25 protein-coding genes are annotated in these 25,149 nt (G+C 65.5%); 15 read left to right on the top strand and 10 right to left on the bottom strand.

Translation table 11 applies throughout. The annotated features are described in order from the left end of the window. The first annotated feature begins 32 nt into the window (after positions 1–32). A complete protein-coding gene (locus tag ACX17K_RS08090; RefSeq protein ID WP_343479840.1) occupies positions 33–959 on the top strand; it encodes a LysR family transcriptional regulator in 927 nt (308 codons plus the stop codon). On the opposite strand, the gene ACX17K_RS08085 is transcribed toward ACX17K_RS08090, so the two are convergent. Continuing rightward, positions 939–1,556, bottom strand: coding sequence for a hypothetical protein (locus ACX17K_RS08085; protein WP_493774406.1), 618 nt, complete (start codon positions 1,554–1,556; stop codon positions 939–941). The two genes, ACX17K_RS08090 and ACX17K_RS08085, sit on opposite strands and share 21 nt — an antisense overlap. A 188-nt stretch (positions 1,557–1,744) precedes the next feature. Between ACX17K_RS08085 and ACX17K_RS08080 the strand changes: the two genes are divergently transcribed. From ACX17K_RS08080 to ACX17K_RS08060, 5 genes are all read left to right on the top strand, one after another. Next, on the top strand, positions 1,745–3,073 hold the full coding sequence (locus ACX17K_RS08080; protein ID WP_493774405.1) for an MFS transporter: 1,329 nt from the start codon (positions 1,745–1,747) through the stop codon (positions 3,071–3,073). Next, positions 3,070–3,762, top strand: coding sequence for a transglutaminase-like domain-containing protein (locus ACX17K_RS08075; protein ID WP_493774404.1), 693 nt, complete (start codon positions 3,070–3,072; stop codon positions 3,760–3,762). The genes ACX17K_RS08080 and ACX17K_RS08075 overlap by 4 nt, the downstream gene beginning before the upstream one ends. A 70-nt stretch (positions 3,763–3,832) precedes the next feature. Continuing rightward, positions 3,833–5,113, top strand: coding sequence for a phenylacetate--CoA ligase family protein (locus ACX17K_RS08070; protein ID WP_493774403.1), 1,281 nt, complete (start codon positions 3,833–3,835; stop codon positions 5,111–5,113). Between the two features lie 10 nt (positions 5,114–5,123). Then, positions 5,124–5,945 carry a pyridoxal-phosphate dependent enzyme gene (locus tag ACX17K_RS08065; protein ID WP_493774402.1) on the top strand — a complete coding sequence of 274 codons (822 nt, stop codon included), beginning with the start codon at positions 5,124–5,126 and terminating at the stop codon, positions 5,943–5,945. Positions 5,946–5,989: 44 nt separating this feature from the next. Then, complete coding sequence (locus tag ACX17K_RS08060) at positions 5,990–6,502, top strand: hypothetical protein (RefSeq protein WP_493774401.1); 513 nt, start codon at positions 5,990–5,992, stop codon at positions 6,500–6,502. Positions 6,503–6,579: 77 nt separating this feature from the next. Here ACX17K_RS08060 and ACX17K_RS08055 read toward each other — a convergent pair whose 3' ends face one another. After that, positions 6,580–6,735, bottom strand: coding sequence for a hypothetical protein (locus tag ACX17K_RS08055; protein ID WP_231151233.1), 156 nt, complete (start codon positions 6,733–6,735; stop codon positions 6,580–6,582). Positions 6,736–6,889: 154 nt separating this feature from the next. On the opposite strand from ACX17K_RS08055, the gene ACX17K_RS08050 reads away from it, so the two are divergent. Further along, positions 6,890–7,390: a VOC family protein gene (locus ACX17K_RS08050; RefSeq protein ID WP_231161095.1), complete on the top strand. Its 501-nt coding sequence runs from the start codon at positions 6,890–6,892 to the stop codon at positions 7,388–7,390. Here ACX17K_RS08050 and ACX17K_RS08045 read toward each other — a convergent pair. From ACX17K_RS08045 to glnA, 5 genes are all read right to left on the bottom strand, one after another. Continuing rightward, on the bottom strand, positions 7,387–8,136 hold the full coding sequence (locus ACX17K_RS08045; protein ID WP_493774400.1) for a substrate-binding periplasmic protein: 750 nt from the start codon (positions 8,134–8,136) through the stop codon (positions 7,387–7,389). The genes ACX17K_RS08050 and ACX17K_RS08045 overlap by 4 nt on opposite strands. A 96-nt stretch (positions 8,137–8,232) precedes the next feature. Next, complete coding sequence (gene ntrC / locus ACX17K_RS08040) at positions 8,233–9,636, bottom strand: nitrogen regulation protein NR(I) (protein ID WP_343479832.1); 1,404 nt, start codon at positions 9,634–9,636, stop codon at positions 8,233–8,235. Between the two features lie 27 nt (positions 9,637–9,663). After that, positions 9,664–10,722 carry a nitrogen regulation protein NR(II) gene (gene glnL / locus ACX17K_RS08035; protein ID WP_493774399.1) on the bottom strand — a complete coding sequence of 353 codons (1,059 nt, stop codon included), beginning with the start codon at positions 10,720–10,722 and terminating at the stop codon, positions 9,664–9,666. A 121-nt stretch (positions 10,723–10,843) separates the two neighbouring features. Continuing rightward, positions 10,844–11,311 carry a DUF4124 domain-containing protein gene (locus tag ACX17K_RS08030; protein ID WP_493774398.1) on the bottom strand — a complete coding sequence of 156 codons (468 nt, stop codon included), beginning with the start codon at positions 11,309–11,311 and terminating at the stop codon, positions 10,844–10,846. A 120-nt stretch (positions 11,312–11,431) separates the two neighbouring features. Continuing rightward, a complete protein-coding gene (glnA, locus tag ACX17K_RS08025) occupies positions 11,432–12,850 on the bottom strand; it encodes a type I glutamate--ammonia ligase (RefSeq protein WP_021479022.1) in 1,419 nt (472 codons plus the stop codon). A 272-nt stretch (positions 12,851–13,122) separates the two neighbouring features. Between glnA and ACX17K_RS08020 the strand changes: the two genes are divergently transcribed. The 6 genes from ACX17K_RS08020 (at position 13,123) to ACX17K_RS07995 (ending at position 18,532) form a co-directional block, all read left to right on the top strand. Next, on the top strand, positions 13,123–13,575 hold the full coding sequence (locus ACX17K_RS08020) for a rhodanese-like domain-containing protein (RefSeq protein ID WP_166440120.1): 453 nt from the start codon (positions 13,123–13,125) through the stop codon (positions 13,573–13,575). 206 nt (positions 13,576–13,781) lie between these two features. Further along, the gene (gene aroE, locus ACX17K_RS08015) at positions 13,782–14,603 is read left to right on the top strand and encodes a shikimate dehydrogenase (protein ID WP_493774397.1); all 822 of its coding nucleotides are present in this window, start codon (positions 13,782–13,784) and stop codon (positions 14,601–14,603) included. 2 nt (positions 14,604–14,605) lie between these two features. Beyond that, on the top strand, positions 14,606–15,292 hold the full coding sequence (mtgA, locus tag ACX17K_RS08010) for a monofunctional biosynthetic peptidoglycan transglycosylase (protein ID WP_021479019.1): 687 nt from the start codon (positions 14,606–14,608) through the stop codon (positions 15,290–15,292). A 221-nt stretch (positions 15,293–15,513) separates the two neighbouring features. Next, positions 15,514–16,953 carry a magnesium transporter gene (mgtE, locus tag ACX17K_RS08005; protein WP_046166806.1) on the top strand — a complete coding sequence of 480 codons (1,440 nt, stop codon included), beginning with the start codon at positions 15,514–15,516 and terminating at the stop codon, positions 16,951–16,953. Between the two features lie 7 nt (positions 16,954–16,960). After that, on the top strand, positions 16,961–17,782 hold the full coding sequence (prmC, locus tag ACX17K_RS08000) for a peptide chain release factor N(5)-glutamine methyltransferase (protein ID WP_493774396.1): 822 nt from the start codon (positions 16,961–16,963) through the stop codon (positions 17,780–17,782). Positions 17,783–17,785: 3 nt separating this feature from the next. Beyond that, a complete protein-coding gene (locus ACX17K_RS07995; protein WP_493774395.1) occupies positions 17,786–18,532 on the top strand; it encodes a phosphatase PAP2 family protein in 747 nt (248 codons plus the stop codon). A 65-nt stretch (positions 18,533–18,597) separates the two neighbouring features. On the opposite strand, the gene ACX17K_RS07990 is transcribed toward ACX17K_RS07995, so the two are convergent. Next, positions 18,598–19,077 carry an FKBP-type peptidyl-prolyl cis-trans isomerase gene (locus ACX17K_RS07990; protein ID WP_046158165.1) on the bottom strand — a complete coding sequence of 160 codons (480 nt, stop codon included), beginning with the start codon at positions 19,075–19,077 and terminating at the stop codon, positions 18,598–18,600. A 140-nt stretch (positions 19,078–19,217) separates the two neighbouring features. On the opposite strand from ACX17K_RS07990, the gene ACX17K_RS07985 reads away from it, so the two are divergent. Further along, positions 19,218–20,351, top strand: a complete 1,134-nt coding sequence (locus ACX17K_RS07985) for a ribosomal protein uL16 3-hydroxylase (protein ID WP_493774394.1) — start codon at positions 19,218–19,220, stop codon at positions 20,349–20,351. A 724-nt stretch (positions 20,352–21,075) separates the two neighbouring features. On the opposite strand, the gene bamC is transcribed toward ACX17K_RS07985, so the two are convergent. Both bamC and dapA read right to left on the bottom strand, forming a co-directional pair. Then, entirely contained in the window at positions 21,076–22,185 is a 1,110-nt protein-coding gene (gene bamC / locus ACX17K_RS07980) for an NlpB/DapX family lipoprotein (RefSeq protein ID WP_493774393.1), read from the bottom strand. A gap of 26 nt (positions 22,186–22,211) precedes the next feature. Then, the gene (gene dapA / locus ACX17K_RS07975; RefSeq protein ID WP_493774392.1) at positions 22,212–23,087 is read right to left on the bottom strand and encodes a 4-hydroxy-tetrahydrodipicolinate synthase; all 876 of its coding nucleotides are present in this window, start codon (positions 23,085–23,087) and stop codon (positions 22,212–22,214) included. Positions 23,088–23,400: 313 nt separating this feature from the next. Between dapA and ACX17K_RS07970 the strand changes: the two genes are divergently transcribed. Beyond that, positions 23,401–25,032: an ABC-F family ATPase gene (locus tag ACX17K_RS07970; RefSeq protein WP_493774391.1), complete on the top strand. Its 1,632-nt coding sequence runs from the start codon at positions 23,401–23,403 to the stop codon at positions 25,030–25,032. The last annotated feature ends 117 nt before the right edge of the window (positions 25,033–25,149 follow it).

Below are 25,149 nucleotides of genomic sequence, written 5' to 3'. Positions count from 1 at the left end.
CATTATTTTGCTGTTCAACATGAATGGAATCGATGATGAGCGTGCTGGAGCTGAGGCATTTGAAGAGCCTGCTGGCATTGGCGGAAACCGGCAGCGTGTCGCAGGCGGCGCAGCGGGTGTTCCTGACGCAATCGGCGCTGTCGCATCAGCTCAAGCAGCTGGAGGCCGCCTATGGCCTGACGCTGTTCGAGCGCAAGACCCAGCCCTTGCGCTTCACGCCCGCCGGCGAGCGGCTGCTGCGGCTGGCGCGGGATCTGCTGGCCCAGGTGGCGGCGGCGGAGCGGGATCTGGCGCGCATTCGCCAGGGCGAGGCGGGCGAGGTGAGGGTGGCGGTGGAGTGCCATACCTGCTTCGACTGGCTGATGCCGGCGATGGACCAGTTCCGGCGCAATTGGCCGGCGGTGGAGCTGGACATCGTGTCCGGTTTTCACGCCGATCCTGTCGGCCTGTTGCTCAGCGACCGCGCCGATCTCGCCATCGTGTCCGAGGCGGAGCCGCAGGCCGGGGTGGTCCATCTGCCTTTGTTTTCCTATGAGATGGTGGGCATCGCCGCGCGCGAGCATCCATTGGCGGCGAAAACGGCGTGGCGGGCGGAGGATTTCGCCGCCGAGACGCTGATCCACTATCCGGTGGCCGACGAGATGCTGGACCTGCTGCGCAAGCTGCTGTTGCCGGCCGGCGTCAATCCCGCGCGCCGCACCGCCGAGCTGACCATCGCCATCATCCAGCTGGTGGCCAGCCGGCGCGGGGTGGCGGTGCTGCCGTACTGGGCGGTGCAGCCGTATCTGGAGCGCGGCTACGTGGTGGCCCGCCAGGTGGGGGAGGAGAAGCTGCGCAGCGAGCTGTACGCGGCGCTGCGCGAGGACGACGCCGATCGCGCCTATATGCAGGATTTCGTGCAGACGGTGCGGGACAGCAGCTTCGCGACCCTGCCCGGCCTATCGCGGCTGGAGGCCTGAGCGGCCGGCTTCGATCCGCAGCATGGGCAGCAAGGCGTCCAGCCGCTGCCGGCATTGCGGCCGCAGCCGGCGGCTGTTGGACGCCATCGCGGCGGCGCCGCCGATGTCCCGCACCGCCTGCTGGAACGGCGCCCAGCCGGCCAGCAGCCACGCTGGCTGGGGCGAAGGGGCCGGGCAGGCCGCCGCGGCGGGGGCGCCGGCGCCGCACAGATCGCGCAGCCTATCGTTGGCCCGCTCCAGGATGTCTTTTTCCGCTTCCGCCATTTCCACTTTCTCCAGCCGCAGCAGATAGATGCGGGCGGCCAGCCAGTCGGCCTCGTCGCTCAGGCGGGACGGCGTCGGCTTGACGCGCGGGCGGCGGGCGGCCAGCAGCATCGCCAGCGTGCGGATCTCGGGCAGCATCGACTCCAGCAGCCAGCCGCTGTGGCGCTGCCGCGACATCCAATCGGCCAGCGGATGACGGGCAAGATCCAGGCTCCGGCCCAGGCATTCGCCGTCGCGGACCAGGGCGATGGGTTTCAGCTCGGCGCGCCGCGGCTCAGGGAAAGTCAGGATGCGGATATGGTTTTCAAATGGTCTGTTTCCTGTTGTCGACATGGCGGAGCTGCGCGGGAGGCCGCGTCCTGGTTGAGTGATGGTTTGATCGACATCAATGACATGAGGAAATAAATAATTAACTTATTCCCAGAATGAATATTTCGTTTGACTTCGGCGGGCATTGTTGCGCACCATATATTTGAAATCAATATATTTTTATGAATTAAAATTATATGGGAGAGGAATCGATGTCGGCCAGGCAACTGGATATCGGCGAGTTGATCAATCGCGAGCGCTTTTCCGCGCGGCAATGGCGCATCCTGATCCTCTGCTTCCTGATCGTGCTGTGCGACGGCTTCGATACCGCCGCCATCGGCTATATCGCGCCGGCGGTGATCCGCGACTGGGGCGTGGCCCGCACCCAGCTGGGGCCGGTGATGAGCGCCGCGTTGTGGGGGCTGGCCGCCGGCGCCCTGCTGGCGGGGCCGCTGGCCGACCGGATCGGCCGCAAGCGCGTGCTGCTGGGGGCGGTGTCGCTGTTCGGCGCGATGAGCGTCGCGGCGGCCGGCGCAGCCGATTTGTCGGCGTTGGCCTGGCTGCGCTTCGCCACCGGCTTGGGCCTGGGGGCGGCGATGGCCAACGCGGTGACGCTGATGTCCGAGTATTCTCCGGAGCCGCGGCGGGCCTTCATCGTCAGCGCCATGTTCTGCGGCTTTCCGCTGGGCGCGGCCTGCGGCGGGCTGCTGGCTTCATGGCTGGTGCCGCATGCCGGCTGGCGCAGCGTGCTGCTGTTGGGAGGCGTCGCGCCCTTGCTGCTGCTGCCGGCGATGTGGTTGCTGCTGCCGGAGTCGCTGCGCTTCCTGCTGCTGCGCGGCGGCGACGGCGAAGCCCGCCGCATCCTGAAGCGGCTGCTGCCCGGCGTGCGGCTGGGCGACGGCGACAGGCTGGTGCTGCGCGAGGAGGACCGGACGCCAGGCTTGCGGCTGGTCTGGTCCGCCGATTACCGGACCGGCACGCTGCTGTTGGCGACAGCCTATTTCATGGGTCTGTTGATCTTCTATCTGCTGACCAGCTGGCTGCCCATCCTGATCAGCGACAGCGGCATGGATCTGCGGCAGGCGGCGCTATTGACCGCGCTGTTCCCGTTCGGCGGCCTGCTGGGCAGCACGCTGACCGGCTGGCTGATGGACCGCTGCGACGCGCACCGGGTGCTGGCGCTGGCGTATCTGCTGACCGGCGCGCTGGTGTTCTGCATCGGCCAGGCGCTGGACAATCATGGCCTGCTGGCGCTGACCATCTGTCTGGCCGGCATCGCGATGAACGGCGCGCAGGCGTCGATGCCGTCGCTGGCGGCTGCCTACTATCCGACCGCGGGCCGCGCCAGCGGCGTGGCGTGGATGATGGGGATAGGCCGCTTCGGCGGCATCGCCGGCGCCTTGCTGGGCGCGACGCTGCTGAAGCTCCACTTGAGCCTGCCGCTGTTTTTTGCCCTGCTGTCTCTGCCCGCGCTGCTGGCCGCCGCGGCCTTGCTGCTAAAACGGCGCGCCGTCGCCATCGGAAGGAGGGCATGGGCATGAGCGGGAAGACGATAGCCGGCGTGCTGGAGACGGTGCGCCGCCAGGCCCTGCCGGCCGACGACCGCGAGTACTGCGTCGCCCTGCACGACTATGTGCGCGATCAGGTGCGTTTCGGCTTCACCACCGGTTTCGAAAGCGTGACGCCGGAGCAGACGCTTATCCTGGGGCGGGGGCATTGCAATGCCCAGGCCGACCTGCTGTGCGAGCTGCTGCGCGGCGCCGGCTTCGAAGCCGGTCTGCGCTTCGTCGCGCTGGACAAGCGCATCCTGCGCCACGCGGTGCCGGCGCCGGTGCTGTTCTGCCTGCCGCCGAAGCTGTTCCACGCCGTTACTCAGGTCAGGCTGGGCGGCCAGAAACTCAATATCGACAGCTATATCTTCGACCGCTCGGGCTTTCGTCAGCAGCGGGCGCGCTTGCGCGCGGCCGGTCTGGAGCGCGGCTTCGGCCTGGGGCAGGGCGCGGTCTGCGATTGGAACGGCCGCAACGATGCGTTTTCCCAGGCCGAGCCGGGAAACCTCGCGCCGGACAACCCCCGGTTTTCCACGCTGGCCGAGGCTGTGGCCAGCCGGGCCGGCAACAACACCCTGCTGGGCATCCATTTCAACCAGTGGCTGGCCTGCGTGCCGACGCCGCTGCGCCGCGTCAGCGAGCGCTATCTGAACAGCCGCCTGGGGCCCGCCATGACTTAGCGGCCGCTGCGGCGTCGTGGCCGGCCCGCGCGGCCGGCGTCTGATTGCAAGTCCAACGAGGAAATCAACCATGTTGCCTGTAGCAAGGATTGCTCGCGTCGTCGAGCAGGCGTCGCTGCGTCCGTTCTATCCGCGCCATTGGGGCGTGGAGCGCGGCCAGATCATGCAATGGCTGCGCGACGGCGAGTATCACCGGGTGCCGGTGATTCGCAAGCAGGACCTGTCCAATCATTGGGACGAATTGATGGAGTACGGCGACTTCACCGATGTCGTCAGCTCTTCGGGCACCACCGGCCGGCCGGTGGAGCTGCCGGTGCACCGGCTGCAGGAGATGGTGTGGGTGGATTGCGTGGCGCGGGTGCTGACCGAGCTGGGCGCGAAGCCCGGCGACCGCATGCTGCACCTGCTCAGCAACAACGACATGTTCACGCTGGGGCCGCTGGTGCTGCAGGCGGCCAAGAAAGTGGGGCTGGGGCCGTTCCGCTGCTCGCCGCAGCGCACGCGGCGCATTCTGGACGTGGTGCATTACCACCAGCCGGCCTTCGTGGTCGGCAATCCGGTGGTGATGCTGGAGCTGGCGCAGACCATGGGCGCGGACTTTCCGGCTCCGGAGTGCCTGCCCGACTACGCCTATTTCGGCGCCTGCGGCGCTTTCGACGCCGACAACCGGCCGACGCCGGTGGCGCAGAAGGTGATGGAGCTGTGGGGGCTGAAGGACGCGCTCAACGAGTACGGCTGCAGCGAGCTGGGCTCGGTTGGCCACGAGTGCCTGCAGCATCGAGGCTTCCACATCAACGACGACGCGGTCCACGTCGAGCTGATCGATCCCGAAACCGGCCTGCCGGCCGCGCCGGGCCAGCCGGGCGAGGTGGTGGTCACTTCGCTGACCCTGCCGCGGGGCTTCATCGCGGTGCGCTACGGCACCGGCGACATCGCCAGCGGGCTGGACGACAGCCCCTGCGACTGCGGCCGCCGCAGCCCGCGGCTGGGCGCCATCATCGGCCGGGTCGATCACCAGTTGAAGATCCAGGGCCAGACGGTCTACCCGGACCTGATCTTCGATGTGCTGGGCCGGGTGGACGGGATAAGCAATGAACTGGTGGTGCGCTGTCCGGATGATCAGGGCGGCCAGCGGGTGGAGGTATGGCTGTCCGCAGCGATGGGGGAGGGAGCTGACATCGTCCGCCGCGTTGGCGAGATGTTGCTGCAGCGGCTGGCGGTGGCGCCTTGCCTGCGCCTGGTGCCGTCGGAGCTGATCCAGAAGCTGAAGCAGGACAAGATGGCCAGCGGCAACGGCGTCAAAGTGCCGCGCTTCATCGATCTGCCTCTGCCCGTCCATGCCTATCTGTGAGGGATTTCCCATGACGCCATTGCTGCCGGCGCCGGGCTTGTTGTCCGGCCTGAGCCTGAAACTCGAATACCTGAACCCCTCGCTGTCGATCAAGCACCGCTCATTGCCGACGACGCTGCTCGAACGCGCGCGCGCCGGGCGGATAAGCCGCGACACGACGCTGGTGATCATGACCGCCGGCAGCGCCGGCGTCAGCGTCGCCTGGGCCGCCAGCCAGATAGGCTGCAAGGCGCTGCTGCTGGTGCCGGACAGCGCGCCGGACAGCGTGGTCAATTACGCGCGCTGGTTGGGCGCCGAGGTGGAGCGCCGTCCGCATCCGCAGCTGCAGGAGCTGCTGGACGCCCATCGCGGCATGCCGGGCAGCCATGTGGTGGAGCAATTGAGCGACACGGAATTGATCGGCCATTACCGGGAAGTGGGGGAAGAGCTGCTGCGCCAGGCGCCGGGGCTGGCGGCGGTGACGGTGTCCGCCGGCACCTGCGCGTCGCTGATGGGCATCGCCGAAGCGTTGGCGCCGGCCGGGGTGCCGGTCTATGCGGTGGAACCGGCGGAGGCGGCGGTGCTGTCGGGCGAGCCGTGGCGGCCGCACAATATTCCGGGCCTGGCGCCGCCGGCGCCGACGCGGCTGTTCCGGCGCGAGGCGGTGGCCGGTATCGTGCCGGTGGCGTCGGAGCTGGCCTGGAGCACGGCGCGCGAGGCGCTGGCCGCTTGCGGCGAGCCGGTGGGGCCGTCGTCCGGCGCGGCCATCGCCGCCGCGCGCATGCTGCGCGACCGCGGCGTGGATGGCGACATCGCCGCAGTCTGCTCCTCGCACATGGTCACCAGCCTGTGAGGCTGCATCAGGCAAGCGCGGAGCGTGTCCGGCTCCCGCCATCATTGGCGGACGCCGGGCAGGCGCGGCCGACTATCGAGATTCCCTGGCGGGAGGCGTGGCCGGTTTCGCCGGACGAAATCTGCGCCTGCAGCCGCGAGGCGCTGGTCCACCAGGGGTATATGACCGGCGCGCTGCAAGCCAGCCGAAGCTGCGCGCTGCGCATCCGCCGGCTGTGGCAGCGGCACGACGCCCGGCGACTGGAGCGCAGCATCCTGTTGCTGGACGAGCGGCAGCGCTGCCACGTTGCGGCCTGGATCAGGATAGAGCTGCTGGCGTTCGAGCCGCGGCTGAAGCGGCAGCTGGTGGAGTCGGACCTGCCGTTTGGCGGCATCCTGGCGCGGGCGGGCATCCATCCGTCCTTTGCCGGCCGACAGTATTTCGCGCTGCCCGGGCTGTTCGCCGCCAGCGGCGGCATCGCCTACCGTCGCTGCTGCGACCGGCATTACGGCCGCAGCCATTACATGCTGGGCGGCGACGGGCGGGTGCTGGCCGAGGTGTATGAAGCGCTGCCGTAACGCGGCGCTTGGCGAAATGCCGAAAGCATGGCAGTCTGCGGCGGCATGCCGCCAGCCGAATCCATCCGGATGCCGATTCAGAGCACGCGGGTTATCAGATAGTAGATGACGTACAGCCAGCTCAAAAAGCCGTGGATGATCGCCCACAGAATGGAGTGGTTGGCCGACCACGACAGGGCGACCGCGATCAGCGTGCCCAGGGAGAACCCGGCTCCGGCATGTCGGGTGTTCATGATGTTTGGCTCCGTCTAGGTTGGGACGAATCCAGTGTACGGCGATCCGCCGCGCGGCCGCATCATTTACTTCGGCATGGCTGGCGAATATTCGGACTCTTGCCGCATGGCCCGCCGCGAGCGGGGCGCGGCTATTTTAATAATCAGGTGATAGATGGGCATCAAACGACTCAACCACGCCGTGCTTTACGTCAGCGACGTGGCCGACAGCGCGGCTTTTTACCGCGATGTGCTGGGCTTCCGTCCCAAGGGCGACGCCGCTTCCCGCCGCGCGGTGTTCGCGCAGGCCGCGCACTCTGACAACGACCATGACCTGGCGCTGTTCCAGCTCAATCTGGGCCAGCAGCGGTCGGGCCCGTTCAGCCCGAACGGCGAAACGCCGGCTCCCCATCAGCCCAGGGCCGGCTTGTACCACCTGGCCTGGGAGGTGGACACCATCCAGGAACTGAAGCGGATACGCGACCATCTGGCCGAGATCGGCAAGCTGGGCATGGAAGAAGACCACGGCGTGCACAAGAGCGTATATGGCCATGACCCGGACGGCTTGCTGTTCGAGGTGTGCTGGTTCGTGCCGGAGGCTGCGCTGGACGCGCGCGACCGCGAGCCCGGAGATGGCCGGCTGGATTGGGCGCGCGAGCTGGCCCGCGGCGCTTAGCCGTTATCCGGCAGATAGGCCGCGCGCAGCCGCGGCAATTGCCGCCACAGGCATTCGGTCTGCCGCGGGTGGCGGTGGGCGTAGCCGCGGCTGAACACCCAGTAATAGGTTTTGCTGAGCAGGGGAGGCGATAGCCGGCGGATCTTGAGTTCCGGATGATGGCGCAGGTATAGGTCGCCGGCCTGCCGATGAACCGCGTAGGCCTGGATGCGGCCCGCTTGCAGCTTGGCGAAGTTGTCGCCGATGGCGTTGCCGTTTTCCACTCGCAGGCCGAGCTCCCGCAGATCCCGTTCTATGGACCAGCCGCGATTGATGCCGACTGGTCCTTCCAGTCCTCGCAGTCGGGCGCCGTTCCAGCTCAGGTCGCTGTCGTCGCGGATATAGAAGGCATAGTCGAAGGTGGCCATCCGGCGGCTGGGGTCCGCCTGGCCGTCGCGCATCGGATAGGCCATCAGGCCGCGGCGCGGAGGCTGGTAGGACAGCAGCAGCGCGCCGTCCAGCCTATCCAGGCCCAGGTTTTGCACCAGGCGCTTGCCGGGCTGCCGCAGAAAGCGCGCGTCCAGCCCGCAGCGGCGCAGCGCGCTCCGCGCCAGGTCGATGGCCCGGCCGCGGGGCGGGCTGTCGGCCGCCGGGTCTTCGATCATATAGGGACTGGTCAGCGCGTCGCTGATGCCGACGCGCAGAGGCTCCGCGGCGGACAGCGACAGGGGGCACAGACAAGCCAGCGCGATGGGCAGACGGGACATCGGATATTCGAACTGGGAATAGGTCTGCCCATTTTATCAAAATTAATTGAAAATATGCTGATTGTTTTATCATTGTTTGATTAACAATCGACTGTGCTAGCTGCCGCGCTCCAATCCCAGCTCCTGAATCTTGCGGGTCAGCGTGTTGCGCCCCCAGCCCAACAGGTGGGCGGCTTCCACCCGGCGGCCGCCGGTATGGCCGAGGCTGGCGCGGATGCAGGTGGTTTCGAAGCGGCGGGTCAGCTCGTCGACGATGCCGACATCGCCGGCGCGCAGCCGGCGGCGGATTTCCTCCTCCAGCATCCGGTTCCAGTCGCCATCGGGGCAGGCGGAGGCCTCGGCCTGCGGCTCGCGCAGCTCCGGCGGCAAGTCGGCCACTTCGACGGTCTGGCCCGGCGCCATCACGCAAATCCACTGGCACAGGTTTTCCAGCTCGCGGACGTTGCCGGTGAAGGCGCTGCGCTGGATCAGCGCCATCGCCGCCTCGGACAGGCGCTTGGACTCAACGCCCAGCTGCGCGGCGCTCTTGGCCAGGAAGTGGCGGGCCAGCAGCGGGATGTCCTCGCGCCGCTCGCGCAGGGGCGGCAGCCGCAGCCGGATCACGTTGAGGCGGTGGTACAGGTCTTCGCGGAACTGGCCGTCGCGCACCCGCTGTTCCAGGTTCTGGTGGGTGGCGGCGATCACCCGCACATTGGCCTTGATCGGGGTGTGGCCGCCGACGCGGTAGAAGTGGCCGTCGGACAGCACCCGCAGCAGCCGGGTCTGCAGCTCGGTCGGCATGTCGCCGATCTCGTCCAGGAACAGCGTGCCGCCTTCGGCTTCCTCGAAGCGGCCGCGACGCGTGGCCAGCGCGCCGGTGAAGGCGCCTTTCTCATGGCCGAACAGCTCCGATTCCAGCAGATCTTTCGGTATCGCCGCGGTATTGAGCGCGATGAAGGGCTTGCCGGCGCGCACCGAGTGGCGGTGCAGCGCCTCGGCCACCCGCTCCTTGCCGGTGCCGGATTCGCCGGTGATCAGCACGGTGACGTTGGACTGGGCCAGCCGGCCGATGGCGCGGAACACGTCCTGCATCGCCGGGGCCTGGCCCAGCAGCACCGGCATCGCTTCCGGGCTGTCGGCGCCGGCGTCCTGCGCCTCGCTCTCGGCCAGCGCGCGCTCGATCAGCAGCACCGCCTGGTCGATGTCGAAGGGCTTGGGCAGGTACTCGAAGGCGCCGCCCTGGAAGGCCGACACCGCGGAGTCCAGGTCGGAGTGGGCGGTCATGATGATCACCGGCAACTGCGGATGCTCGGTTTTCACCTTGGCCAGGAATTTCAGGCCGTCGGTGCCCGGCATGCGGATGTCGGAAATGATGGCCTGCGGCTTGTCGTCGTACAGCGCGTTGAGCGCGTCGTCGGCGCTGGCGAAGCTGTCGAAGGCGATGCCGGCGCGGGTCAGCGCCTTTTCCAGCACCCAGCGTATCGCCTTGTCGTCGTCTATGATCCAGACCGGCTTGGCCATGGCGTTTCTCCTCGTGTTCTTTTGTCGTTATCCGGCTTCGCCGCCGAAGGGCAGCAGCACGGTGAAGCAGGTCTGGCCCGGCCGAGAGTCGAACTCTATGCTGCCGCCGTGCTGGTGGACGAAGGCCTGGGCCAAGGTCAGCCCCAGGCCGGTGCCTTCGGCGCGGCCGGTGACCAGCGGGTAGAAGATGTGGTCGCGGATGTCGTCGGGAATGCCGGGGCCATCGTCGACGATCTGCAATTTCAGTGCCAGCTGGTGGCGTTTGCGCGCCAGCGTGATCTGCCGCGCCACCCGGGTGCGCAGCGTGATGCGTCCCTGGCCGCGCAGCGCCTGCACCGCGTTGTTGACGATGTTGAGCACCACCTGGATCAGCTGTTCCTTGTCGGCGGACAGCAGCGGCAAGCTGGTGTCGTAGTCGCGGACCACGGCGAGGCCTTGCGGATGCTGGGCCAGCGCGATGCTGCGCACCCGCTCCAGCACCTCGTGGATGTTGATCGGCCCGCGGTTGTGGCTGCGGTGCGGCGCCAGCAGGCGGTCCACCAGCGTCTGCAGCCGCAGCGCCTCCTCGGTGATCACCTCGGTGTATTCCTTCAGCTCCGGCCGGTCGGCCAGCTCGTGCTCCAGCAGCTGCGCCGCGCCGCGGATGCCGCCCAGCGGGTTCTTGATCTCATGCGCCAGATTGCGGATCAGCTCGCGGTTGGCCTGGTGCTGCATCAGCGAGCGCTCTTCGTTGGCGATCTTCAGCTGCTGGTCCAGCGGCCTGAGCTCGATCAGCGCCTGGCAGCCTTCGACATCGATCGGCGTGATCGACAGCATCACGTGCAGCGCCGCGTCGTTGTGCAGCGGCTTCAGCTCCAGGTCGTGCTCGATGTAGCTGGCGCCCTGGCCGAGCGCGGTGGAGAGCGCCTGGAGCAGTTCGGGGCAGGGCTGGAACAGGTCGGGCAGCGCGTGGCGCAGCAACTCGCGGCTGCCCAGCGCCAGCAGGTTTTCGCAGGCGGGATTGACGAAGCGCAGCGCGGCGTCGGCGTCGCAGATCAGCACCGGGGTGTCCAGGAGCTCCAGTCCGGCAAAGCTGGGTATCGTCATGGGATGGCTTGGATGGTGGTGTCGCGCTGAACGCAGCAATAAGCGCGCCAGCCCGTAGGACCGCGCCGCGGGGCGCGGACGCGCGTCCTGGCTCAAGTGTGCACCATAATGGTGCGTATGGCTATGGCAGGCCGAGTTCCTTCTTCAGAGCCTGGACGTTCTTTTCGCGGTCGGTGACTTCGTTCTGCAGTTTTTGCACCCGGTCCAGATACTTCTGGTAGTTGCGGGCCTCGTCTCCCAGCCGCACCGCCTTGCCTTCATCCAGCGCCTTCTTGGCGGCGTCCAGCGCCTTGGCTTCGTTGGACAGCTCCTGCTCCAGTATCTTTTTGCGGCCGCCGTCGCGCTGCTTCTGGGTATCGGCGTCCACATTGGGATAGCCGCCGGACGCGGCGGGCTTGCCGGCGGAGGCGCCGTTGTTCTTGGCGCGCTGGCTGGGATAGGACGACAGCGGATTCAGCTTGATCGGCTGCGCGCCGCGGATCGGCACATTGGTGTAGGTGACGTTGCCTTGCGGGTCGACGTACTTGTAGATGGTGGCCGCCTGGGCCGCCCCGCAGGCCAGCAGCAAGCAGAGTGCGAATGTCTTCATCGTCCGGATACAGGGTGTGGATCGCCCTTGCATGATAAGCAAATCGGGCCGCCGCGTCATTTATGCGAGAGCAAGAAAAACGGCAGCCTGGGCTGCCGTTCCAATTGACGCGTTTTCTGCTTACAGCGAGTAGTACATCGCGAATTCCACCGGGTGGGTGGTCATGCGGGCCAGGTTGACTTCCTGCATCTTCAGTTCGATGTAGGCGTCGATCCACTCGTTGGAGAACACGCCGCCGCGGGTCAGGAACTCGCGGTCCTTGTCCAGCGCGGCCAGCGCTTCGTCCAGGCTGGCGCACACGGTCGGGATCAGCTTGTCTTCTTCCGGCGGCAGGTCGTACAGGTTCTTGTCCGCGGCGTCGCCCGGGTGGATCTTGTTCTGGATGCCGTCCAGGCCGGCCATCAGCAGCGCGGAGAAGCACAGGTACGGGTTGGCCAGCGGATCCGGGAAGCGCGCTTCGATGCGGCGGCCCTTCGGGCTGGCCACGTGCGGGATGCGGATCGAGGCGGAGCGGTTCTTGGCCGAGTAGGCCAGCTTCACCGGCGCTTCGTAGTGCGGCACCAGGCGCTTGTAGGAGTTGGTGCCCGGGTTGGTGATCGCGTTCAGCGCCTTGGCGTGCTTGATGATGCCGCCGATGTAGTACAGCGCGGTGTCGGACAGGCCGGCGTAGCCTTCGCCCGCGAACAGGTTCTTGCCGTCCTTCCAGATGGATTGGTGGACGTGCATGCCGGAACCGTTGTCGCCGACGATGGGCTTGGGCATGAAGGTGGCGGTCTTGCCGTAGCTGTGGGCGACGTTGTGCACCACGTACTTCAGGATCTGGGTCCAGTCGGCGCGCTGGGTCAGCGTGCTGAACTTGGTGCCGATCTCGTTCTGGCCGGCGGTGGCCACTTCGTGGTGGTGCACTTCAACCGGCACGCCCAGTTCTTCCAGCAGCAGCACCATCGCGGAGCGGATGTCCTGCGAGGAGTCCACCGGCGGCACCGGGAAGTAGCCGCCCTTGATGCCCGGGCGGTGGCCCATGTTGCCGCCTTCGAATTCCTCGGCGGACGCCCATGCGGCTTCCTCGGCCTTGATCTTGACGAAGCAGCCGGACATGTCGGCGCCCCAGGTGATGCTGTCGAAGATGAAGAATTCCGGCTCCGGGCCGAAGTAGGCGGTGTCACCGTGGCCGGATGCCTTCAGGTAGGCTTCGGCGCGCTTGGCGATGGAGCGCGGGTCGCGGTCGTAGCCCTTGCCGTCGGCCGGATCGATCACGTCGCAGTGCATGAACACGGTCGGCTCGTCGAAGAACGGATCGAGGCGGGCGGTGGCAGGGTCGGCCATCAGCAGCATGTCGGAAGCCTGGATGCCTTTCCAGCCGGCGATGGAGGAGCCGTCGAAGGCGTGGCCGCGCTCGAACCACTCGTCGGCGTCTTCCAGCAGCACATGCGCCGGGATGGAGACGTGCTGTTCTTTGCCGCGGGTGTCGGTGAAGCGCAGATCGACAAATTTGACGTCGTTTTCTTGGATCAGTTTGACTACGTCGGCTACTGCCATGTTTTATCTCCTGGAAGGCAACGGGCACCCAAGGGCAAGTGCGTGAAAATTTTGGTACGTCCCCGGCAAGCAGGAAGCGTGCCAGCCTCTGAAACGCTGCTGCTGCATTGTGTCATAGCCGCTTTGGCTTATCCAGCCGGCTGGAATGACTGAGCTTGAACCAATCTGGTGCCTCGATCCGGGCGGTGCACCGATGTGGTGCAATTTGCCAGTCATGCCGGGCGGGTCGATAATCGCCAACATAAGCCCGAAGTGTTGCAGGAGGAAAACAGATGAGCAGAATGAAACTGATTCTGGAGGCCGCGCACCAGCGCGCCGAACAGTTGGGCCTGTCCTACAGCGGAGCGGTGCTGCCCGACGAGGCCTATGAATTGATGCAAGGCCTGCCCAAGGCGGTGCTGCTGGACGTGCGCAGCCATGCGGAGTGGCAATTCGTCGGCACCGTGCCCGGCGCGGTGAACATCGAATGGCGCAGCTATCCCGGCATGGAGCCGAATCCCAACTTTCTGGCCCAGTTGACTCATCAGGTGGACCCGGAGGCGGTGCTGTTGGTGATCTGCCGTTCCGGCGCCCGTTCCGATCAAGTGGCGCGGCTGGCGGCGGACAACGGCTACAGCGAGGTGTACAACGTGCTGGAAGGCTTCGAGGGCGACCGCGACGGCGACGGCCACCGCAACTCGGTCGGCGGCTGGCGCTGGCGCGGCCTGCCGTGGGTGCAGGGTTGAGCGCAGTCCTTGTCCGAGGCGGTTGAAGTTTGCGGCGTTAAGCGGCAAAGTGTGGGGTGAACCCGCAGCTTCGATCTGTCGACAAAGCCACGACGCGCCGTACGGCGCATTCCCGATGGGCGCGCGCCCGGTTTCAGGGCGCGCCGGGAGGTTTTGTCGGCGGCGCCTTGGCCGCACAAAACATATCGCATTTTGGAAAGCCGGACATGACCGACCGTTACGCCGTAATCGGCAACCCGATCTCCCACAGCCAGTCGCCGTTCATCCATGAGGAGTTCGCCCGGGCCACCGGAGAGGACATCAGCTATGAGCGCCTGTTCGCCGACATCGGCCGCTTCAACGAGGTGGTGGGCGAATTCGTGGCCAAGGGCGGCAAGGGGCTGAACATCACGCTGCCGTTCAAGGGCGACGCCTTCCGCTACGCGTCCGAGCTGACCGAGCGCGCGCGCGCGGCCGAGGCGGTCAACACGCTGGCCTTCCGCGACGGCAAGGTCTACGGCGACAACACCGACGGCGTCGGCCTGGTGCGCGACATCGTGGAAAACCTGGATTACCCGATCGCCGGTCGACGCGTGCTGATCCTGGGCGCCGGCGGCGCGGTGCGCGGCGTGCTGGAGCCGATTCTGGAGCAGAAGCCCGCCAGCCTGACCATCGTCAACCGCACCGTGATCAAGGCCGAGGCGCTGGCTCATCACTTCGCCCGCTACGGCAAGGTGGAGGCGGTCGGCTACCCCGCGCTGGAAGGCCGCAGCTTCGATATCGTCATCAACGCCACCTCCACCAGTCTGAACAACGAGATGCCGCCGCTGCCGCACGGCGTGTTCACCTCGCGCACGCTGGCCTACGACATGGTGTATAGCGCCGGCCTGACGCCGTTCCTGCAGCGCGCCCAAGGCGAAAACGCCGGCATGCTGGCCGACGGCCTGGGCATGCTGGTGGAGCAGGCTGCCGAGTCGTTCTCCATCTGGCGCGGCGTGCAGCCCGAGACGCGCAAGGTGACCAATATGCTGAGGGAAGTGCTGGCCTGAGCATGACGCGCATCCTGTTCAAGATCCTGGCGGCCCTGGTGGCCGCCTTTCTGCTGTATAACCTGTGGGTGCTCGGCCATATCGTCTATTGGCGCGACCACAATCCCGGCGCCAGTTCCTTCATGAACGAGCAGCTGGCCAGGCTGCAGCAGGACGACCCCGAGGCCGAGCTGCGCCACAAGTGGGTGCCGTACGACAAGATATCGCCCAATCTGAAGCGGGCGCTGATCGCATCGGAAGACGCCAAGTTCGTCGACCACGAAGGCTTCGACTGGGACGGCATCGAGGCGGCGTTCGAGAAGAATCTGCAGAAGGGCAAGATCGTCGCCGGCGGTTCCACCATCAGCCAGCAACTGGCCAAAAACCTGTTCCTGTCCAGCGGCAAGACGCCGTGGCGCAAGCTGGAGGAGGCGCTGATCACGGTGATGCTGGAGTCGGTGCTGGACAAGCGCCGCATCTACGAGATCTACCTGAACGTGATCGAGTGGGGCAACGGCGTGTTCGGCGCCGAGGCTGCCTCGCGCTATTACTTCCGCACCGGCGCCTCGCGCCTGTCGTCGTCCCAGGCCGCCAAGCTGGCCGCGATGGTGCCCAATCCGCGCTATTACGACGAGCATCGCGGCGCGCCGGGCCTGGCGCGCAAGACCCGCATCATCCAGCGCCGGATGGGCTACGTCGAACTGCCCTGATCCCGTTGCTCCCGCCCGCCGCCTTGTCCGCGGCGGCGGGTGGAAGCCGCTTGTGACGATATGTTACAATCGCGACTTTCTTTTCGCGCGCCGCGGGCACGCCGCGGCCAACGCAATGGACTTACCCAGTTATCCCTTAATCGAATCCCGTATCACTCTATAAAATCCCGCCTCACACCGTCGGCCCCCTTCGCGCGCCCAGTGGGCGGAAGGAGACGTGCATGACGGTTGCCTACAAGCAACAATCCGCCGATCGTCTGCAGGAAAGCCTGGGCCTGGTGCAGCGCCTGATCGAGCGCCAGCGCCAGCTTGAACATCTTGCTACGCGTCAGGACGCGGCCGAAGCCGCCGCCGATCCGCAGGCGCCGCAACACAATCTGCTGGAACTGGGACAGAAACTGTCCCAACTGCACCCGGCCGACATCGCCCACGTGCTGGAGGCGCTGCCGCTGGAAGACCGGCTGCTGGCCTGGGACCTGACCGATCCCTCGCGCGACGGCGCGGTGCTGCTGGAAGTATCCGACGCGGTGCGCGAGTCGCTGATCGAGGTGATGGAGCCCGACGAGCTGGTGGCGGCGCTGGACGAACTGGACGCCGACGAACTGGCCGAGCTGGCGCCGGATCTGCCGCGCCAGGTGGTGTACGAGGCGATGGGCCGGCTGGACGAGGAAGAGCGCGGCCAATTGCAGGCGGTGCTGTCCTACGACGACGACCGCGTCGGCGCGCTGATGGATTTCGAGCTGGTGAAAATCCGCGCCGACGTCAGCTGCGAAGTGGTGCTGCGCTACTTGCGCCGCTTCGACGATCTGCCCGGCCAGACCGACAAGATCTTCGTCACCGACGACGCCGGCCTGCTCAAGGGCGTGCTGTCGGTGCGCAAGCTCTTGGTGTCCGATCCCGATACGCTGGTGGCGGAGGCGATGGCCACCGAGGTGGTCAGCTTTCACCCGGACGAGCCGGCGGTGGACGCCGCCCAGGCCTTCGAACGCTACGACCTGGTCAGCGCGCCGGTGGTCGACGAGCGCGGCGCGCTGCTGGGCCGGCTGACCGTGGATGCGATGGTGGACGTGATCCGGGAGGAGTCCGACAGCGAAATGCTGAACCTGGCGGGCCTGAAGGAGGAAGAAGACCTGTTCGCGCCGGTGATGGATTCGGTGAAGAACCGCTGGTCCTGGCTGGCGATCAACCTCTGCACCGCCTTCTTCGCCTCCCGCGTGATCGGCGCCTTCGAACATTCCATCGCCCAACTGGTGGCGCTGGCGGCCTTGATGCCCATCGTCGCCGGCATCGGCGGCAATTCCGGCAACCAGACCATCACCATGATCGTGCGCGCGCTGGCCATGGGCCAGATGCAGGTCGGCCAGGCCGGCCGGCTGTGGCGCAAGGAGTTGGGCGTCAGCGTGATCAACGGCATGGCCTGGGGCAGCGTCATCGGCGTGGTGGCCTGGCTGCTGTACGGCAGCGTGTCGCTGGGGCTGGTGATGCTGGCGGCGATGACGCTGAACCTGATGCTGGCCGCCACCATGGGGGTGATGATCCCGACGCTGATGCAGAAGCTGGGCAAGGACCCGGCGCTGGGTTCCAGCGTGTTGATCACCGCCTGCACCGATTCCGGCGGCTTTCTGATTTTCCTGGGGCTGGCCACCCTGTTCCTGCTGTAATAGAACCATGCCGACCATAGAACAGGCGCTGCGGCGCCACCCCCTGCCCAGGCTGGAGTCCCGGATGCTGCTGACGCGCGCCTGGCCCGGCCTGACCCACGCCGCCATCATCGGCCATCCCGAGCGCGAACTGCCGGACGATGTCGCATCCGCCTTCGACGCGCTGGCCGCGCGCCGCCTGGCCGGCGAACCGATGGCTTATCTGCTTGGCGCGCGCGAATTCTACGGACGCGATTTCCAGGTTCGTCCGGGCGTGCTGATTCCGCGGCCTGAGACTGAGCATCTGATCGAGCAGGCGCTGTCCCGCGTCGACCGGGGCGCGCCGGCGCGGGCGGTGGACCTGGGCACCGGCAGCGGCATCATCGCCGTCACGCTGGCGCTGGAAGCCCCGGGCTGGGTTGTGGGCGCGGTGGATGTTTCAGCCGACGCGCTGGCCGTCGCGCGCGGGAATGCCGACGCGCTGGCCGCCCGGGTCGATTTTCGGCTGGGCAGCTGGTTCGATCCGTTGGATGCCGGCGCTCGCTTCGACTTGATCGTGTCCAACCCGCCGTATATCGAGCGCGACGACCATCATCTGGCCGAGGGCGACCTGCGTTTCGAGCCGCGCGGCGCGCTGACCGACGAGGCGGACGGCCTGGTCTGCCTGCGCGAGATCGCTGCTGGCGCGCCGGAGAGGCTGGCCGAGGGCGGCTGGCTGATGGTCGAACACGGCTATGATCAGGGCGAGGCGGTGAGGGGGCTGTTTTCCGCCGCCGGCTTGAGCCAGGTGGAAACCATACGCGATCTGGCCGGCCAGGACCGCATCACCGTCGGGCGCAAGGCGGACTGAGCCATGACCTGGCTTCGTCGATTCTGGCCGGCTGTCCTGCTGGCGGTATTGAGCGCGGCGCTGGCGGCTTGGCCGCAGGCCAACCGCCAGTTGTTTTTGTTCCTGCATCCGCTGCTGCATCATCTGCCGGCGCCGCTGTGGCGCTTTTTCAGCGTGTTCGGCGATTGGCCGACCGTATTGGCGCTGATGCTGGCCATGTGCTGGCGCGAGCCGCGGCGCTTGCCGGCGCTGATCGCCGGCGGCGCGGCGGCCATCGCGCTGGCGGCATCGCTGAAGGCCGGTTTCGCCGTGCCCAGGCCGCCGCAGGTGTTGCCGCACGGGATGGTGGATTTGCTTGACCGCTTGCCTGGCAACGGCTCTTTCCCGTCAGGGCACGCGATGGCTTCGGCCGCGTTGGCCACCTTCGCCTGGCGCGGCATAGGCTGGGGCAGGGCGGCGGTCTGGCTGCCGCTGGCAGGGCTGGTGATGTTGTCCAGGATCGCCATCGGCGTGCACTGGCCGCTTGATCTGACGGTGGGCGCGCTGCTGGGTTGGGGAGCGATGAGGCTGGCGCTGCGTTTCGCCTGGCCGGATGGCTGGCCGCGCGACATCGCCCGAACGGCGGAGTTGATCTTGCTGGTGCTGCTGGCTGGCGCGCTGGCATGGCTGCTGGGACACCGCGGCGTGTTCGCCGAGTATTGGCTGCGCGCGACGATCGCGGGCGGGGTGCTTTTGGTCGGATTCTGGCGCTTTGCCCGGCGCGGGTACTGAGCGCGAATAAAAAAGCGGCCCGGAGGCCGCTTTTTTAGACAGGGCGATGAATCGCCGCTTGCCGATCAGTGGTGGTGGCCGTGTTCGCCGTGGGCGTGGCCGTGGCTGACTTCGTCAGCGCTGGCGGCGCGCACTTCCACCACCTTGGCGGAGAAGCGGATGCTCTGGCCTGCCAGCGGGTGGTTGGCGTCGACAACGGCTTTGCCGTCGGCGATGTCGGTGACGCGGAACAGCAGCAGTTCGCCGGTTTCCGGATCGTCAGCTTCGAATACCATGCCGACTTCGACGTCGGCCGGGAACACTTCCAGATCTTCCACGCGGATCAGCTCTTCTTCCGGGTCGCCGAACGCGTCGTCGGAGGTCAGCTTCACGTCGATGGATTCGCCGACGTTTTTGCCTTCCAGCGCCTCTTCCACCAGCGGGAAGATGCCATCGTAGCCGCCGTGCAGGTAGCTGATCGGCTCTTCGGTCTTGTCGAGCAGGTTATTGTCGACGTCGAACATCTCGTAGTGGATCGTGACGATGGTGTTTTTGGCGATTTGCATGAGTTGGATATCCGTGATGGATGGTAAAAAAACTTGACAGGGACGGTCCCGAGGGTGTTCCTTCCACCGCAAGATAGGACGCTCGCGCGTCCGCTGGCGTATTGTAAACCATAGACGGGCGGCTGAGCCCGTAAAAGCTGATGAATACCACAAACTTGCTGGGCGGCATGTCGCCCGAACAATTCCTCGCCGAATACTGGCACAAGAAGCCGCTGTTGATCCGCGGCGCGCTGACCGACGTCGGCCCGCACGTCGATCTTTCGGTGTTGTCCGAGCTGGCGCAGCGCGATGACGCCGAGTCGAGGCTGATCGAATACAAGAAGGACAAATGGCATCTGGAGCGCGGCCCGTTCCGCGCCTCTCGCTTCCGCCGGCTGGCCGAGACCGACTGGACGCTGCTGGTCCAGGGCGTCAACCATCACCTGCCGCACATCGACGACATCCTGTGGCGCTTCAACTTCATCCCTTATGCCAGGCTGGACGATCTGATGATCAGCTATGCTCCGCCTGGCGGCACGGTCGGCCCGCATTTCGACGCTTACGACGTGTTCCTGCTGCAGGTGGGGGGCAAGAAGCGCTGGCAGATTTCCTCCCAGCACGACGACGACTTCATCGAGGACGCCCCGATCCGGGTGCTGAAGGATTTCCGCTCGGAGCAGGAGTTCGTGCTGGAGCACGGCGACATGCTGTACCTGCCGCCGCATTGCGCGCACTACGGCGTGGCGCTGGAGCCGGGCATGACCTACTCGGTCGGTTTCCGCGCGCCGCCGGCGCAGGAGCTGGCGACGCAGTTCCTGGTCTATCTGCAGGACCGCGTTTGCCTGGACGGCGTCTATGCCGATCCGGACCTGAAGCTGCAGGCCGATCCGGCGAGGATAGGCGACGAGATGATAGGGCAGGTGGCCGGCCTGTTGTCGCAGATCCGTTGGGACAAGGACACGGTCTGCGATTTTCTCGGCCACTATCTGACCGAGCCAAAGGCGCATGTGTTCTACGATGCGCCGGAGGAGGAGTTGGACGAAGACACGTTCGCCGAGGCATTGGCCGAGCGGGGGCTGGAGCTGGACCGCAAGAGCCAGATTCTGTTCTGCGATGCTTGCGTCTACTGCAACGGCGAGAAAGTGGACGTTGCCGATGGTGATTTTGCCGATTGGCAACACTTCGGCAATCGCAGAAGGCTGCCAGCGGGCCGCTATTCCGCCGATATGATGGACGCGCTGTACGATGGCTATCTGTCAGGTTATTGGCATCTTCCGTTGGTTGTAGCAGAATAACAACAGTTTTCTTGCTTGTATCGATCGAGCAACGCGATGGAAGGCTGAATTCAGGGGGCAAACGCCCGTTTTAATGCTGGAGTGGACGTATGTCAGTCTGTGCTTGGCATTGTGGTTTTTTTAGATTTTTGCCCTCTATACAGCTATTTTTTTCGTGATACAATTTGCTCACTGATGGATTTTCAGTCGCCCGGCTTATTGTCGAGACCGTGCGATAACTGACGTCTTGTTCAACTTATCCTCAAAGGTAAAGAAAAAATGAAACAGTCGCTCCTCGTTGCTGCCCTGCTGGCCGTAGCCCTGTCCGCTTGCGGTAAAAAAGAAGCTCCGGCTGAAGCCTCCGCTCCGGCAGTTGAAGCGTCCGCTCCGGCCGCTTCCGCTCCGGCTGCTGAAGCTTCCGCTCCGGCCGCTTCCGCTCCGGCTGCTGACGCTTCCGCTCCGGCTGCTTCCGCTGCCAAGTAATTAGCGGCGAGCAACACAAAAAAACCGGCTTCGGCCGGTTTTTTTGCGCCTGCTGTTTGGCGCGGGATCGATGATTTGTAAATGTTTGGTGGAAAAACCACAGTTATTGCTGTCGAATACAAAGCGTTACATATTGCTATCGATAATCAGCAGCGCTATTACATCTGGCGGTTTCTGGCGATCGGGCGGCAATTAAATGAATCCCGCATAAGAAACAGCCCGCTTTCGCGGGCTGTTGTTTTTTGGTCCACGGCTTGTTGCGTTATTGCAGCTCGGTCTGCAGTTTGCCCAGCGCCGCTTTGACGAAGTCGTCGGACAGCGGCTTGCCCTGCTTGTCCTGGATCTGCAAGGTGGTGGTGGCGCCTTGTTCCACCAGCTTGATCCGGTACTCGGGCTCGGTCGGTTTGACCGCCTGGCCGTCCTTGTTCTTCCAGAAGGCCAGGTTGGACCAGAAGCCGCCGGATTCTTCCTTGTCGGTGTCGCCCTTGGCCGGCTTCACGTAGTACAGGCCCTGGGAGCGATCGCGATCGGTGACGATCAGGCCGACGCGGTCCAGCGCCAGGCCGACGCGGCGCCAGGCGCGGTCGAAGCCGTCGGACAGCTGCAGTTGGCCGTCGACGATCGGATCCTGCGGTTTGGCCGGTTTGGCCAGCGTTTGCTTGACCTGGTCGCGGGCTTTCTCTTCGTTCATGCCCAGCCGCATCATGAAGCGGCCCAGCAGCTCGGCTTCCAGGTTGGGGTCGGTGGCGCGCGGCTGCCACACAGTGTTGGTCTTGCTGTTGTCGGCGTAGACCTCTTCCATGCCGCGGTGCGAGAAGTAGACCTCGGTGCCTTGCGGGGTGTTTTCCAGGCGGATGCGGAACTTGTCGCGCTCGCCGGTGGAGTACACGCTGCCGAGGCCGACGGTTTCCAGCAGCTTGCGCAGGCCGTCGTTTGGCAGCTTGGCGCGGTTTTCCGCCCAGTCGGTCTCCATGATGCCGAGGCTCGGGTCCTCGGTTTTGATCACGAAGCCGTTTTCCTGCCAGAACGCCTTCAGCACCGGCCACAGCTCGGCGGCCTTCTTGTTGCCCACCAGCAGCCAGCGCTGGGTGCCGGCGCGCTCCATCTTGATGTTGTCCAGCTGATTGACGGCGACGGGCGAGCCGACTGCCGGCTCCGCGGCATCGGCGTTGGTCGCGATGGCGCCGCCAGGCAGGTTGTACTTGTTCTGGACTTGCGGCGCGGTCAGATCGGGCGGCACTTCCAGGCTGTTGGCGGTGGTTTTCGGAGCGTCGGACTTGAAGTCCAGAGGCTTGCTCAGCGGTTGCTGGGTGCTGCAGGCGGCCAGAACGCCGCTTGCCAGCAGAATCGCGACGGACGCGCTTCGTTTCATGCTTACTCCCATCTTTCGGGGGTGAATCAAATGACTTCGGCTTGTTTTAGCGCCGCGTCAACCAGAGGTTGGGCGGCGGCGCTCAGCGGGGTCAGCGGCAGGCGGATGCCGGCGGGGATGCGTCGCATCCGCTCCAGCGCCCACTTTGCCGGGATCGGGTTGGGCTCCACGAACAGCTGCTTGTGCAGGCCTTGCAGCTTGTCGTTGATGGCGCGGGCCTTGCGGGCGTCGCCGGAGGTGGCGGCTTGGCAAAGTTCGCTCATTTGCTTGGGCGCGATATTGGCGGTGACCGAGATCACGCCGTGGCCGCCGCACAGCATGAAGGCCATGCCGGTGGCGTCGTCGCCCGAGTACAGCGCGAAGCCTTCCGGCGCGCGCAGCGCCAGGTCGCAGGCGCGGCCGATGTCGCCGGTGGCGTCCTTCAGGCCGACGATGTTCGGATGGGCGGCCAGGCGCAGCGCGGTGTCGTTGCCCATGTCGGCGACGGTGCGGCCGGGAACATTATAAAGGATGACGGGCAGCGGGCTTTCGTCGGCGATGGCCTTGAAGTGCTGGTAGATGCCTTCCTGGGTGGGCTTGTTGTAGTAGGGCACCACCGACAGCACCATGTCGGCGCCGACATCGGCCGACAGCTTGCCCAGCTCGATCGCCTCGCTGGTGGCGTTGCCGCCGGCGCCTGCGATCACTTTGACCCGGCCCTTGGCGTACTCGACCACCGCTTTCACCACGGCGATGTGTTCTTCCACCGACAGGGTGGCCGATTCGCCGGTGGTGCCGACGGCGACGATGCCGGCGGTGCCGTTTTCGATGTGGAACTCAACCAATCGTTGCAACGCCGCAAAATCCACCGCCCCATCGTTCGACATCGGTGTTACGAGCGCTACCAAGCTGCCGGTAAGCATAGTTTTGCCTATCTGGAATAAGGATTTACAAGGTTTACGATTGTATCGGAATTCGTCTGGCTGGCAAAAGTTCGTGAGGCGCGGCCGCGCGAGGCTTCGGGGAATGGTCCCCGTTGTGATAGAATCCTACGTTTTTCCGATACTTAGAACTTGTTTGAGATCTTGCCCGGCGGCGGCTGTTTGATGGCTGCGCCGCGGCGTCAGTCCCTGCCGGAGGCGTTTGGCGAAGCCATGCCTCGGCGCAAAGAGGCCGGGAGACGCTCGCGAAAAGATCGCAAACAGGTTCACGGCCCTGGCTGAAGGATCCTCAAGCGTGATTACCACAAGCAACATTACCATGCAGTTTGGCGTGAAACCTCTGTTCGAGAAGGTTACCGTCAAATTCGGCGAAGGCAACCGTTACGGCCTGATCGGCGCCAACGGTTCCGGCAAGTCCACTTTCATGAAAATCCTGGGTGGCGATCTGGAGCAGACCGCGGGCGAAGTCGCCATCGAAAACGGCCTGCGCCTGGGCAAGCTGCGCCAGGATCAGTTCGGCTATGAAGACCAGCGCGTGATCGATGTGGTGATGATGGGCCACACCGAGATGTGGGCGGCGATGAGCGAACGCGACGCCATCTACGCCAACCTGGAAGCCACTGAAGACGATTACATGCGCGCGGCCGAGCTGGAGGCCAAGTTCGCCGAGTACGACGGTTACACCGCCGAGGCGCGTGCCGGCGAGCTGCTGATGGGCGTGGGCATTCCGGTCGACCAGCATTTCGGCCCGATGAGCGAAGTGGCCCCGGGCTGGAAGCTGCGGGTGCTGCTGGCGCAGGCGCTGTTCTCCAATCCGGACATCCTGCTGCTGGACGAGCCGACCAACAACCTGGACATCAACACCATCCGCTGGCTGGAGCATGTGCTGAACGAGCGCAACTCCACCATGATCATCATCTCGCACGACCGCCACTTCCTGAACTCGGTCTGCACCCACATGGCGGATCTGGACTACAACACCATCCGGATCTACCCGGGCAACTACGACGACTATATGATCGCGTCGGCCCAGGCCCGCGAGCGCCAGCTGTCGTCCAACAGCAAGGCCAAGGAGCGCATCCAGGAACTGCAGGAGTTCGTGGCCCGCTTCTCCGCCAACAAGTCCAAGGCCCGCCAGGCCACCTCGCGCCTGAAGCAGGTGGACAAGCTGAAGTCCGAGATGGTGGAGGTGAAGCCGTCCAGCCGCCAGAACCCGTTCATCCGCTTCGAGATGGACGACAAGTTCAAGCTGCACCGCCAGGCGGTGGAGGTGGAGAGCCTGAACAAGGCCTACGACAGCAAGGTGCTGTTCAAGGATCTGAACCTGATCCTGGAAGCCGGCGCGCGGCTGGCCATCATCGGCCCCAACGGCGCGGGCAAGACCTCGCTGGTCAAGCTGCTGGCCGGCGCGTTCGAGCAAGCCTACGCCGAAGGCCTGGCTGCCGATTACGGCAACATCAAGTGGGCGGAAAAGGCCCAGATCGGCTATTTCGCGCAGGATCACGAGGCTGACTTTGACAGCGACTGGACCCTGAGCGAGTGGATGCGCCAGTGGGGCCAGGAGGGCGACGACGAGCAGGCGATCCGCGCCACGCTGGGCCGCTTGCTGTTTGGCGGCGACGAGGTGGGCAAGGCGGTGCGCGTGCTGTCCGGCGGCGAGAAGGGCCGCATGCTGTACGGCAAGCTGATCCTGCAGAAGCCGAACGTGATGATCATGGACGAGCCGACCAACCACATGGACATGGAGTCGATCGAATCCCTGAACATGGCGCTGGAAAAGTACAAGGGCACCCTGATCTTCGTATCGCACGACCGCCAGTTCGTCAGCTCTCTGGCCACCCACGTGCTGGAGTTGGACGGCAAGGGCGGCTACGACTACTACACCGGCAACTACGAAGACTACCTGGCCAGCAAGGGCTTGGAGTAATCAGAAGTCATACGGATACGGTCTGTCACAGGCCGTAACTTTACCGACGGGAGGGCGTGCGCTATATTGCGGTGCACAAACTCCCGTTTTTCATATCCGCGATCCGCGGCGACAAAA

This window comes from Chromobacterium sp. INPA-IVC, assembly GCF_059047085.1.
The sequence above is the reverse complement of the archived record's forward strand: the minus strand, read 5'-3'. Positions and strand labels throughout refer to the sequence as shown.

Excerpts from the sequence above, each read along its gene's own strand:
- ACX17K_RS08090 (WP_343479840.1), top strand. The coding sequence starts at position 33 with ATGATGAGCGTGCTGGAGCTGAGGCATTTGAAGAGCCTGCTGGCATTG.
- ACX17K_RS08085 (WP_493774406.1), bottom strand. The coding sequence starts at position 1,556 with ATGTCGACAACAGGAAACAGACCATTTGAAAACCATATCCGCATCCTG.
- ACX17K_RS08080 (WP_493774405.1), top strand. The coding sequence starts at position 1,745 with ATGTCGGCCAGGCAACTGGATATCGGCGAGTTGATCAATCGCGAGCGC.
- ACX17K_RS08075 (WP_493774404.1), top strand. The coding sequence starts at position 3,070 with ATGAGCGGGAAGACGATAGCCGGCGTGCTGGAGACGGTGCGCCGCCAG.
- ACX17K_RS08070 (WP_493774403.1), top strand. The coding sequence starts at position 3,833 with ATGTTGCCTGTAGCAAGGATTGCTCGCGTCGTCGAGCAGGCGTCGCTG.
- ACX17K_RS08065 (WP_493774402.1), top strand. The coding sequence starts at position 5,124 with ATGACGCCATTGCTGCCGGCGCCGGGCTTGTTGTCCGGCCTGAGCCTG.
- ACX17K_RS08055 (WP_231151233.1), bottom strand. The coding sequence starts at position 6,735 with ATGAACACCCGACATGCCGGAGCCGGGTTCTCCCTGGGCACGCTGATC.
- ACX17K_RS08050 (WP_231161095.1), top strand. The coding sequence starts at position 6,890 with ATGGGCATCAAACGACTCAACCACGCCGTGCTTTACGTCAGCGACGTG.
- ACX17K_RS08045 (WP_493774400.1), bottom strand. The coding sequence starts at position 8,136 with ATGTCCCGTCTGCCCATCGCGCTGGCTTGTCTGTGCCCCCTGTCGCTG.
- ntrC (WP_343479832.1), bottom strand. The coding sequence starts at position 9,636 with ATGGCCAAGCCGGTCTGGATCATAGACGACGACAAGGCGATACGCTGG.
- glnL (WP_493774399.1), bottom strand. The coding sequence starts at position 10,722 with ATGACGATACCCAGCTTTGCCGGACTGGAGCTCCTGGACACCCCGGTG.
- ACX17K_RS08030 (WP_493774398.1), bottom strand. The coding sequence starts at position 11,311 with ATGAAGACATTCGCACTCTGCTTGCTGCTGGCCTGCGGGGCGGCCCAG.
- glnA (WP_021479022.1), bottom strand. The coding sequence starts at position 12,850 with ATGGCAGTAGCCGACGTAGTCAAACTGATCCAAGAAAACGACGTCAAA.
- ACX17K_RS08020 (WP_166440120.1), top strand. The coding sequence starts at position 13,123 with ATGAGCAGAATGAAACTGATTCTGGAGGCCGCGCACCAGCGCGCCGAA.
- aroE (WP_493774397.1), top strand. The coding sequence starts at position 13,782 with ATGACCGACCGTTACGCCGTAATCGGCAACCCGATCTCCCACAGCCAG.
- mtgA (WP_021479019.1), top strand. The coding sequence starts at position 14,606 with ATGACGCGCATCCTGTTCAAGATCCTGGCGGCCCTGGTGGCCGCCTTT.
- mgtE (WP_046166806.1), top strand. The coding sequence starts at position 15,514 with ATGACGGTTGCCTACAAGCAACAATCCGCCGATCGTCTGCAGGAAAGC.
- prmC (WP_493774396.1), top strand. The coding sequence starts at position 16,961 with ATGCCGACCATAGAACAGGCGCTGCGGCGCCACCCCCTGCCCAGGCTG.
- ACX17K_RS07995 (WP_493774395.1), top strand. The coding sequence starts at position 17,786 with ATGACCTGGCTTCGTCGATTCTGGCCGGCTGTCCTGCTGGCGGTATTG.
- ACX17K_RS07990 (WP_046158165.1), bottom strand. The coding sequence starts at position 19,077 with ATGCAAATCGCCAAAAACACCATCGTCACGATCCACTACGAGATGTTC.
- ACX17K_RS07985 (WP_493774394.1), top strand. The coding sequence starts at position 19,218 with ATGAATACCACAAACTTGCTGGGCGGCATGTCGCCCGAACAATTCCTC.
- bamC (WP_493774393.1), bottom strand. The coding sequence starts at position 22,185 with ATGAAACGAAGCGCGTCCGTCGCGATTCTGCTGGCAAGCGGCGTTCTG.
- dapA (WP_493774392.1), bottom strand. The coding sequence starts at position 23,087 with ATGCTTACCGGCAGCTTGGTAGCGCTCGTAACACCGATGTCGAACGAT.